The sequence below is a fragment of the Clostridioides sp. ES-S-0108-01 genome, from assembly GCF_020662285.1.
Lineage (GTDB): Bacteria > Bacillota > Clostridia > Peptostreptococcales > Peptostreptococcaceae > Clostridioides.
This window is the reverse complement of the sequence record NZ_JADGMN010000042.1, coordinates 1-9,512: the sequence shown is the minus strand read 5'-3', so window position 1 is coordinate 9,512 and position 9,512 is coordinate 1. Positions and strand designations below refer to the sequence as shown.

At 28.1% G+C, this 9,512-nt stretch carries 9 protein-coding genes, 1 tRNA gene, 2 rRNA genes, 1 other RNA gene and 1 other annotated feature; of the genes, 1 reads left to right on the top strand and 12 read right to left on the bottom strand.

All coding sequences use genetic code 11. From position 1 onward, the window contains the following. Positions 1 to 67, bottom strand: a 16S ribosomal RNA gene (locus IR152_RS19295); the annotation flags it as partial. 508 nt (positions 68 to 575) lie between these two features. Here IR152_RS19295 and IR152_RS19290 point away from each other — a divergent pair. Next, positions 576 to 1,781 (top strand): MGDG synthase family glycosyltransferase, encoded by a 1,206-nt coding sequence (locus tag IR152_RS19290; protein ID WP_227453455.1) that lies wholly within the window; start codon positions 576 to 578, stop codon positions 1,779 to 1,781. A gap of 68 nt (positions 1,782 to 1,849) precedes the next feature. On the opposite strand, the gene IR152_RS19285 is transcribed toward IR152_RS19290, so the two are convergent. The 11 genes from IR152_RS19285 to rrf all read right to left on the bottom strand — a co-directional run bounded on the left by IR152_RS19285 (position 1,850) and on the right by rrf (position 9,500). Then, positions 1,850 to 2,071, bottom strand: coding sequence for a hypothetical protein (locus tag IR152_RS19285; protein WP_227453454.1), 222 nt, complete (start codon positions 2,069 to 2,071; stop codon positions 1,850 to 1,852). 141 nt (positions 2,072 to 2,212) lie between these two features. Beyond that, complete coding sequence (gene recR, locus IR152_RS19280) at positions 2,213 to 2,812, bottom strand: recombination mediator RecR (RefSeq protein ID WP_227453453.1); 600 nt, start codon at positions 2,810 to 2,812, stop codon at positions 2,213 to 2,215. 12 nt (positions 2,813 to 2,824) lie between these two features. Further along, on the bottom strand, positions 2,825 to 3,175 hold the full coding sequence (locus tag IR152_RS19275) for a YbaB/EbfC family nucleoid-associated protein (RefSeq protein WP_054272754.1): 351 nt from the start codon (positions 3,173 to 3,175) through the stop codon (positions 2,825 to 2,827). A gap of 58 nt (positions 3,176 to 3,233) precedes the next feature. Continuing rightward, positions 3,234 to 4,871: a DNA polymerase III subunit gamma/tau gene (gene dnaX / locus IR152_RS19270; protein WP_227453452.1), complete on the bottom strand. Its 1,638-nt coding sequence runs from the start codon at positions 4,869 to 4,871 to the stop codon at positions 3,234 to 3,236. A gap of 76 nt (positions 4,872 to 4,947) precedes the next feature. Continuing rightward, positions 4,948 to 5,212: signal recognition particle sRNA large type (gene ffs, locus IR152_RS19265), an RNA gene on the bottom strand. 37 nt (positions 5,213 to 5,249) lie between these two features. Beyond that, positions 5,250 to 5,341 (bottom strand) — tRNA-Ser (locus IR152_RS19260). Continuing rightward, the gene (locus IR152_RS19255) at positions 5,342 to 5,797 is read right to left on the bottom strand and encodes a nucleoside deaminase (protein ID WP_227453451.1); all 456 of its coding nucleotides are present in this window, start codon (positions 5,795 to 5,797) and stop codon (positions 5,342 to 5,344) included. It lies immediately after the preceding tRNA gene. A gap of 327 nt (positions 5,798 to 6,124) precedes the next feature. Further along, positions 6,125 to 7,396 carry a serine--tRNA ligase gene (gene serS / locus IR152_RS19250; protein ID WP_227453450.1) on the bottom strand — a complete coding sequence of 424 codons (1,272 nt, stop codon included), beginning with the start codon at positions 7,394 to 7,396 and terminating at the stop codon, positions 6,125 to 6,127. 125 nt (positions 7,397 to 7,521) lie between these two features. After that, positions 7,522 to 7,727, bottom strand: a binding site (T-box leader). Between the two features lie 126 nt (positions 7,728 to 7,853). After that, positions 7,854 to 8,735: a mechanosensitive ion channel family protein gene (locus IR152_RS19245; RefSeq protein WP_227453449.1), complete on the bottom strand. Its 882-nt coding sequence runs from the start codon at positions 8,733 to 8,735 to the stop codon at positions 7,854 to 7,856. Positions 8,736 to 8,746: 11 nt separating this feature from the next. Continuing rightward, positions 8,747 to 9,256: a transcription repressor NadR gene (locus tag IR152_RS19240; RefSeq protein WP_227453448.1), complete on the bottom strand. Its 510-nt coding sequence runs from the start codon at positions 9,254 to 9,256 to the stop codon at positions 8,747 to 8,749. 127 nt (positions 9,257 to 9,383) lie between these two features. Continuing rightward, positions 9,384 to 9,500, bottom strand: a 5S ribosomal RNA gene (gene rrf / locus IR152_RS19235). Positions 9,501 to 9,512 lie beyond the last annotated feature (12 nt).

The window sequence follows — 9,512 nt, the reverse complement described above, 5'->3', positions numbered from 1 at the left end:
GCTCAACTTGCATGTGTTAGGCACGCCGCCAGCGTTCATCCTGAGCCAGGATCAAACTCTCAAATAAAAGTTTATCAGGCTCAGATACTATTGTTATCAAAATATCTGGCTTTATGGTTTGTTTCTTAATATAAATTAACCTACTGTTTAATTTTCAATGTTCGTGTTTATTTCTTGTTCCTTTTTTCAAGGACAAGTAATACTATATCATCTTTATCTATCTAAGTCAATATATTTTTTTACTTTTTTTAAATTTTTTATTTCTCATATATTTTTTATATTTAATGTTTAAAATCTAATACTAAGTAAACCTGTTTATTTCATAAAACTAATATATATTCTATGCTCTATTTTCCTTTTTATTCTATATTTAAATTTTTTATTTACAATAATATTTGTTGCATAACGTATCTGCTAAAATTAATTTAAATTTCTTTCACTTGTAATTTTTGTAATCTTGTATTAGATTAATATTAAAAAATAATTTATAAATAACTTTCTTTACAAGGACAATTTTTATATATCAAAATATAATACCATATAAATACTATGCTACATTTTAGGAGGATTTTATTATGAGCAAAAAAGTATTAATAATGTCTGCTTCCACTGGTGGCGGGCATAATAGGGCTGCTCTAGCTATTAAAGAAGAACTTACTTCCAAAACACTTGATGGAGAGCCAATTGAATGTGAGATAATAGATAGTTTGAAATTGGTTAATAATACAATGGATAAAATAATTTCAAGAGGATATGAGAAATCTGCTATATATACTCCCAAGGCATATGGAAGTGTATATAGATTATCCGAAACAAACCTTTTATCAAAAAATGAGTTTAAAGGCAACCTAATAATAACATTCATGGCAAAAAAATTTAAAAAGCTTATTAGAAACAAAAAACCAGATTTGATTATTGGAACGCATCCTTTTCCAATGATTGCTCTTAGCACATTGAAAAAAAACTTTAATTTACATAATAATGAATCAAATACTTATACAGAGTATTTTTATAAACATTATACAAACACTATTAATGTTCCTCCACTTATTTCTGTATTGACCGATTATACTACTCATTCCACATGGATACAAAATGAAATTGATTACTATATAGTTGGTCATGAATACGTAAAAGAATTATTGGTATTTGATGGAGTTGAGTCCAGTAAAATTAGAACATTTGGAATTCCTGTTGAAAAGTCCTTTCTATCTCATAGAGATAAAGAAATTGTTCTTTCAGAGTTAAATTTATCTCCTGATAAATTAACTGTTTTACTTATGGGTGGTAGTTTTGGAGCTGGAAATATAAAAGAGACACTTGATGAATTACTGGATACTGATAGAGATTTTCAAATTCTTGTAATAACTGGTAGGAATGAAAGTTTAAAAGAAAAAATCGAAAAAAAACTTATATCTCGTTATTATGATAAAAATGTATGTGTTCTTGGATATACTGATAAAATGAATGATATTTTAGCTTCCATAGATGTATTAGTGAGTAAACCTGGTGGACTCACTACAACTGAAGCACTTTTAAAAGATGTACCTATGATCGTTCCATATTATATACCTGGTCAGGAAGAAGAGAATCTTGATTTCTTATCCAATTGTGGTGCAGCACTTAGAACTACAAAAAAATATAATTTATCAATATTGTTAAAGGTTCTAATAGATGATCCTAGCAGATTAGAAATGCTAAAAAGAAATATTAAATCAATAAGAAAATCAAATTCAGCCCAAAATATAGCTAATTTAATTTTAAATATAATTTCTGATTGATAAAATAAATAAAATCCCTATAGTATATATTAGCTATTAGGGATTTTTTATTTTCTAATTATTTAATATTAAATTGGTTCATAAAAGTCTTCTTCATAATCATACTGATAATTTTTATAATTATTTCTGAATTCAGCATTTTTATTTCGTGTAGTTTTTTTAGTTTTTTTCTTATTAGAAAAACTTATATCATCAAAATCATCATATTTAGGTTTATCTTTTGATTTCATTTTTTTAACTCTTTTTTCTTTCATTGCATTATGTTCTTCTAAGTTCATAATTGGTTTCATGTTGCACCCCTATCAAAATTTTTAAATGATTTATACAACAAATTATACAATACAAAAGAAATTTATTCAATAAATCTAAATCAAAATTAATTTGAATTTAACCTTAAAAAATCACAAAAATCGAGGTATTAACCTCGATTTTTATATTTCTCTTCTACCTTCTAGGGCTTTTGATATTGTGACCTCATCTGCATACTCTAAATCGCCTCCAACAGGAAGACCATGAGCTATCCGAGTGACTTTAATGCCCATTGGCTTTACTAACCTAGCAATATACATGGCTGTAGCTTCTCCTTCAATAGTAGGATTTGTTGCCATTATTATTTCTTTGACTTCCTGATTGCCAAGTCTTTGTATAAGTTCCTTTATTTTTAGCATATCTGGTCCAATCCCATCCATTGGAGAAATCACTCCATTTAATACATGATATTGACCTTTAAACTCTCTCGTTCTTTCCATAGCTGCTACATCTCTTGGATCTTCTACCACACATATAATACTTGAATCTCTATTTTTATTTGAACACATGCTACATGGGTCTGTATCTGTTATATTACAACAGATTGAACAATATCTTATTTCTCTTTTTGCATCTATAATTGCTTTAGATAAAGCTTCCACATCATTAGTATTCATATTAATAATATGAAAAGCCAACCTTTGAGCAGTCTTTCTTCCTACTCCAGGAAGCTTTGAAAATTCTTCTATAAGTCTCGTTATTGGACCTGTATAAACTTGCATAAATATCACCTACTAGAATAACCCTGGTATATTCATACCTCCAGTTACCTTACTCATTTGACTTGCTTGTATATCATCAATATTTCTCAATGCTTGATTTACTGCACTTAAAACTAAATCTTGTAACATTTCTATATCATCTGGATCAACTACTTCTGGCTTGATAGTTATATCAAGAACTTCTTTTTTACCATTAACCTTTACAGTAACTGCTCCTCCACCAACTGAAGCTTCTACTTCTTTATTTTCTAACTCTTGTTGAGCTTTTTGCATATTTTCTTGCATTTTTTGAGCCTGCTTTAATAAGTTATTCATATTTCCACCACCAGGCATCATTCCGCCTCCAAAACCTTTTTTAGCCATAAACACTATTCCTCCTAAACTTATTTTCATTTTATTATTATATCATAATAGTATTTTATTATTTACTTTCATTTTCATCAATATGGTCTTTTATTTCTAATATCTCTTCATTTACTATGTTCTTTAATATCTCTTCACCAACATCCTTTTTCTCTTTAACTTCAAGATTTATATCTTTGACTTCTGATGTCAATACTATTTTTACATTAAAACTTCTATTTAAAACATCTCTTATTGTTTTTTCTAAATAATCTATTGTATCTTGGGAGTTCAGTCTAGTTTTTGCAAAATCAAATTTATCATCAAATATAACATACAACATATTGGAATATACATTAAAGCTTTTTACCTCACTTAAAAGTGCGTATATTGGCATTTTTTTATCTTTTTTAATTTGTTTAAGTATATTCTTCCAAGATGTCTCTATAAGTATAACGTCCTCATTTTTTACATCTTCATAAACTACATTTTCTTGTTTTACATCTATTTCTCTATTGACCTCATACTCTTTTTCTTTACTATAGCCAATTTTTTCAACCTTAAAGCTCCCCAGTTCAATCATTTTTTCTAAGTTCTCAACTCTTTTTATAAGAGCTTCTTTACTTTCATCAAACATTGGTTGAGCAATCTTCATTATAGTTATTTCCACTAAAACCCTTGGATTTGAAGATGACTTTATGTCATCTTGAGTTGATGATAATATATTTAAAATCCTTATTAAATCATTTATATCTATATTTTTAGACTGAAATTTAAGTTGTTCTATAATTTCTTCTGGCAATGAAATTATCTCATCCAATTCTGATGAAACCTTACATACCATTAAGTTTCTAAAATGGTCAATTAAATCATTTATAAGATTTCTTATATCTTTTCCCCATAAAACGAATTCATTTAATATCTCAATAGATTTTTTAGTATCTTGTTCTACAATACATTGAGACAATTCAAATAATTGTTCTATATTGACACTTCCCATCAATTCAACAACATCTTTATAATCTATCTTATTTTCTCCAAATGATATACATTGGTCTAATATGCTAAGTGCATCTCTAAGAGCCCCTTGAGAATTTCTAGCTATTAAATTAAGAGCTTTATCATCTATATCAATGCCTTCATCTTCACAAATCTTTTTCATTCTAAGAGTCATATCTTTAACAGTAACTCTTTTAAAATCGTATCTTTGGCATCTCGATAAAATAGTTGCAGGTATCTTATGGGGCTCAGTAGTAGCTAATATAAAGATTACATATGAGGGAGGCTCCTCTAATGTCTTTAATAACGCATTAAAAGCTCCTTGAGACAACATATGAACTTCATCTATTATATATACTTTATATTTAGCATTAGCTGGAGAATATTTCACACTTTCTCTAAGCTCTCTTATATCATCCACACTGTTATTTGATGCTGCATCTATCTCCACGACATCCATCGTATTATCCTTTAATATAGATTCGCATATCTCACACTCATTACATGGCTCTTTATTTATTTTATTCAAACAGTTCACTGCTCTTGAAAAAATCTTTGCAGTAGATGTCTTACCAGTACCTCTTGTGCCACAAAACAAATAAGCATGTCCTATATTATCATTATATATTTGATTTTTTAAAGTTTTAATAATATGCTCTTGACCAATAACGTCCTCAAACTTTTGTGGTCTATATGCTCTATATAATGCTTTATGCATCTTTTTACCTCTCTTTAGCAAAATTAATAAAAAAATCCCTCATTATCTAAGGGATTAGTCTTTTATATATTAAATGCTGTACACCATCTATCGACTTAATTCCATAGGCGTTACCAAAACAGTTAGCTCAACTTAGGCACCCCCACGGCACACAAAAGTGATCACTTACCGCTGCTTCCTTCCGGATCTGACGGGGTTCATGAGCTTTCATTGCGCAGGACCTAAGCATCAACACCACTTATTTAGGGCGGCCCTACAGAAAATAAGCCTTTAGATGGAATTCAATCCTGCTATAGCGGATTGCAGGTTACAGGGCACCGCTACCTCCCCATCTAGTACAGCAAAATTACAACCATATTTAATTACTTTTATTGTTTCTGGCGGAGAGAGTGGGATTTGAACCCACGATACAGTTTTACCCATATACTCGCTTTCCAGGCGAGCGCCTTCGACCACTCGACCATCTCTCCTTAATCTCTTTTTCTTAATGCCTTAAAAAATTCTTGCAATATGATCGAGCATTCTTCTTGCAAAACATCAAAAGCTACTTTTACATTATTATTATTAAAATAATCTAATTTGAACTCATGCTGTTTTTCTATATATGAATTTTTTACATGTCTTGTCCCTATTATAAGCTTTTTTATTCTAGAATTAACTATTGCACCACTACACATTATGCAAGGTTCCATTGTAACATATAAATCACAATCAGTCAACCTCCAACCACCTAATTTTTCTGATGCTTGTTTTATCGCTAAAATTTCTGCATGAGCTGTAGAATCTTTTAACGTTTCTGTAAGGTTATGAGCTCTAGCTATTATTTGATTATCTTTAACTATAATAGCACCTATTGGTATTTCTCTTTTATTATATGCTTTCAATGCTTCTTTCAATGCTTCTTTCATATAAAATGAACTTTCCATAATTCCTCCCAAAACTTATAACAAACTTATCTTATCATAATTCATTTTATAATTCAACTTAATTTTTATTTTGTTTATTTAATTATTACTATATATAGCTATATTTTATTTAAATTAGTTCTAAAATAATTTTTAGATATTTATATAAGAGTTGTTTTATAAAGATATTTGGTATTTTATGATGAAAATTCTGTTATATGAATTAACATAAAAAAACTATGAAATTTAATATTTATAATAATTTCATAGCTTTTTTAATTTATTATTTACTTATAATATATTTTCTACATTAAAACATATTTCTACATATACAATATTAATATAAAATTATCTTATAACATCAACACCCATATAAGGTCTTAATTCTTCTGGAACTACTACAGAACCATCTGCTTGCTGATAATTTTCTAATATAGCAGCTAAACATCTTCCTATAGCTAATCCAGAACCATTTAAAGTATGAACATATTCCGCTTTTGATTTTTTATCTCTTTTAAATCTTATTCCTGCTCTTCTAGCTTGGAAATCTTCAAAGTTTGAACAAGAAGATATTTCTACATATCTATTATAACTTGGCATCCAAACTTCTAAATCATATTTAAATGCAGCTGTGAATCCTAAATCTCCTGTACATATTTTTACAACTCTATATGGAAGACCTAACATTTGTAGCATAGTTTCAGCATCATGAGTTAATGATTCTAATTCATCATAAGAATCTTCTGGCTTAACAAATTTAACTAACTCAACTTTATTAAATTGATGTTGTCTAACTAAGCCTCTTGTGTCTCTTCCTGCTGAACCTGCTTCAGATCTAAAGCAAGGAGTATATGCACAATATTTAATTGGAAGTTCTGCGACATCTAATATTTCATTAGCATGTATATTAGTAACTGGTACTTCAGCTGTTGGTATTAAGAAATACTCTAGCCCTTCTATTTTAAACATATCTTCTTCAAATTTAGGAAGTTGACCAGTACCTATAAAGCTATTTTTATTAGCCATAAATGGAGGTAAAACTTCTGTATAGCCATGCTTAGCTGTATGAGTATTTAAAAAGAAATTCATTAAAGATCTTTCTAATCTAGCCCCTAACCCTCTATACAAAGTAAATCTTGAACCAGTTATTTTACTGGCTCTTTCAAAATCTAATATACCTATACCAGTACCTATATCCCAATGCGCTTTATGCTCAAAATTAAATTTAGTAGGTTCTCCCCAAGTTCTTATTTGAACATTGTCTTCATCCGTTTCACCTTGTGGTACTTCTGGATGAGGAACATTTGGTATTCTCATTAATGTATATTCCATTTTTGCTTCTACTTCTTTTACTTTCTCATCAATACCTTTTATCTTATCTGATAGCTCTTTTAATCTTGCCTTTTCTTCTGTTACATCTTTTCCTTCTTTTATTAATTGTGGTATTTTTTTAGAATTTACATTTAATTCATTTTTCATAACTTCAACTTCTTGAAGTATTTCTCTTCTTTTATTATCTAACTCCACTACAGCATCAAGGTCAAATTCTTTTTCACCTCTTCTTTCCATAGCTTTTTTGATATCATCTAAATTTTCTCTTATTCTTTTAATATCTAACATATTAATTCCTCCTAATAATTTTGATAATATAAATTATAATTCCAATTTAATTTACAAATATTATAACTGTAAACTTTTAGTTTAAACAAATTTGAAAAATAAAAAAAGACCTCCGTTTACCCTATAAAAGGGACGAAAATCTTTTATCCGCGTTGCCACCCTAATTGACTATACTAAAATGTATAATCCTCTCAGACCTATAACGTAGGTAAACGTCTAGCTTTAACTAGAAGCTCTAGAGTAGATTCAAAAACCATTGTAATGAGTTTTCACCATCCACTCATTCTCTGAATACAATCTGTTTTTTACTATTTTCCTTCACAGCTTTTTAACTAATTGTTTTATTTGATAATCATTATATTATATATATTAACATGTTTCAATACTATTATTCAAATTTTTTTAGAATTTTTTTAATTTTTTATATTAAATTCAAATTTTTTATTTAATTAAGATGTTATCTTTTATCTATTGTATTTAAATTACTTGTATTATTAAATAATAATGAAGATGGAATAAATGGAACTTTTATATTATTTTCATCAAACTTATTTTTGACTTTTTCCATTACATCAAAGTATACATCCCAGTAATCATCAGTTTTTACCCAAGGTCTAGCAACTATTTGTAAAGTATTATTTCCTATAGAATTTAAACCTATAATAGGCTTTGGATCGTCCAATATTCTTTTTTCATTCATAAAAATTTCATTTAATATAGACTTAACTATATCTATATCACTATCATATGAAATATTATATGAAAAATCTATTCTTCTTTTATTCTGATGTGTGTAATTAATTATATTATTACTTGTCAGTTGAAAATTGGGTATAATTATAGTTTTATTATCTGGAGTTTTAAGAACAGTGCTAAATATCTGTATATCAGAAACTGTACCTTCTACACCTGAACCTTGAATATAATCACCTATATTAAATGGCTTAAAAAATAAAATAATCATACCTGAACCTAGATTTGATAATATTTCTTTAAAGGCTAATCCTATACTAAATCCAGCAGCTCCTAACACAGCTACAACTGATGTAGTTTGTATCCCTATAATACCTAAACTTATCAATGATATAATAGACAACATAGATATATATATTCCATATACAATAAAATTATTTACACCTTTACTCATTCCATATTTGATTAGAAACTTTGAAACCATCTTTCTTACTATTTTAGATATATAGATACCTATTACAAATACAATTATTGCATATATAATATTTGGTATATTATCACTAAAGTTATTGAGCATGTTTTCTAAAGTTCTCTTAGTTATATTACTATTTGTTGAGGCAGTCTTAGCCAATGATAAAAAATTCATTTAACTCCTCCTTATGATAATATTCCTTTGTCCTCTAACTTTTTTATTATAGCCTGTATAGTTTCTTCTTTTAGCGCCTCAATTGTATGAATATGGCTACATTCTGTCAGAACTGATAACTGTTTAAATTCATTTGTCTCAACCTTCTTCATAAAATTATCTATATCCATTTTAGAATAAATATTAAGTTCTGCAGTTATCTGACCATATGTTGGATGATTTACAATGACATCTTTTATAATACCACCTAAATCTACAATAATCTTTAACTCATCATAAATTTCTTTAGAATTTTTATGGTTTTTACATTTTACTTGTTTTGTAAAATATGGTTGATTATATATTATATATCCTTGAGGTGTAGCTATTATTTCAAATCCTCTAGCTCTTATAAGTGCTATATCTTGTACTATTACTTGTCTACTTACATTTAATATCTCAGCTAACATTCCACCTTTTACAGGACACTTAGATTCTTTCAAAATATCTATTAATTTACTTCTTCTTTCATGAGAGTTCATATTACACCTTCTTTCTAAATCAAAAACTTTACCTATACTATATAATTCTATATTTTATCTTATTATAAATCAATATTGACTTTATATTCTATTTAATCTTAACTTTTATAACAAATAAAAAAAGATTAAGTGGCTACGTCCTACTCTCCCAGGCAGTTTCCCACCAAGTACCATCAGCGCTAGAGAGCTTAACTTCTGTGTTCGGAATGGGAACAGGTGTATCCTCTCTGCTATTGTAACCACATAATCTCTATGC

What these genes read in the sequence shown, in the direction of transcription:
- IR152_RS19290 (WP_227453455.1), top strand. Translation starts at nt 576, where the DNA reads ATGAGCAAAAAAGTATTAATAATGTCTGCTTCCACTGGTGGCGGGCAT.
- IR152_RS19240 (WP_227453448.1), bottom strand. Translation starts at nt 9,256, where the DNA reads ATGAACTCTCATGAAAGAAGAAGTAAATTAATAGATATTTTGAAAGAA.
- IR152_RS19255 (WP_227453451.1), bottom strand. Translation starts at nt 5,797, where the DNA reads ATGGAAAGTTCATTTTATATGAAAGAAGCATTGAAAGAAGCATTGAAA.
- IR152_RS19275 (WP_054272754.1), bottom strand. Translation starts at nt 3,175, where the DNA reads ATGGCTAAAAAAGGTTTTGGAGGCGGAATGATGCCTGGTGGTGGAAAT.
- IR152_RS19285 (WP_227453454.1), bottom strand. Translation starts at nt 2,071, where the DNA reads ATGAAACCAATTATGAACTTAGAAGAACATAATGCAATGAAAGAAAAA.
- IR152_RS19245 (WP_227453449.1), bottom strand. Translation starts at nt 8,735, where the DNA reads ATGAATTTTTTATCATTGGCTAAGACTGCCTCAACAAATAGTAATATA.
- dnaX (WP_227453452.1), bottom strand. Translation starts at nt 4,871, where the DNA reads ATGCATAAAGCATTATATAGAGCATATAGACCACAAAAGTTTGAGGAC.
- serS (WP_227453450.1), bottom strand. Translation starts at nt 7,396, where the DNA reads ATGTTAGATATTAAAAGAATAAGAGAAAATTTAGATGATATCAAAAAA.
- recR (WP_227453453.1), bottom strand. Translation starts at nt 2,812, where the DNA reads ATGCAAGTTTATACAGGTCCAATAACGAGACTTATAGAAGAATTTTCA.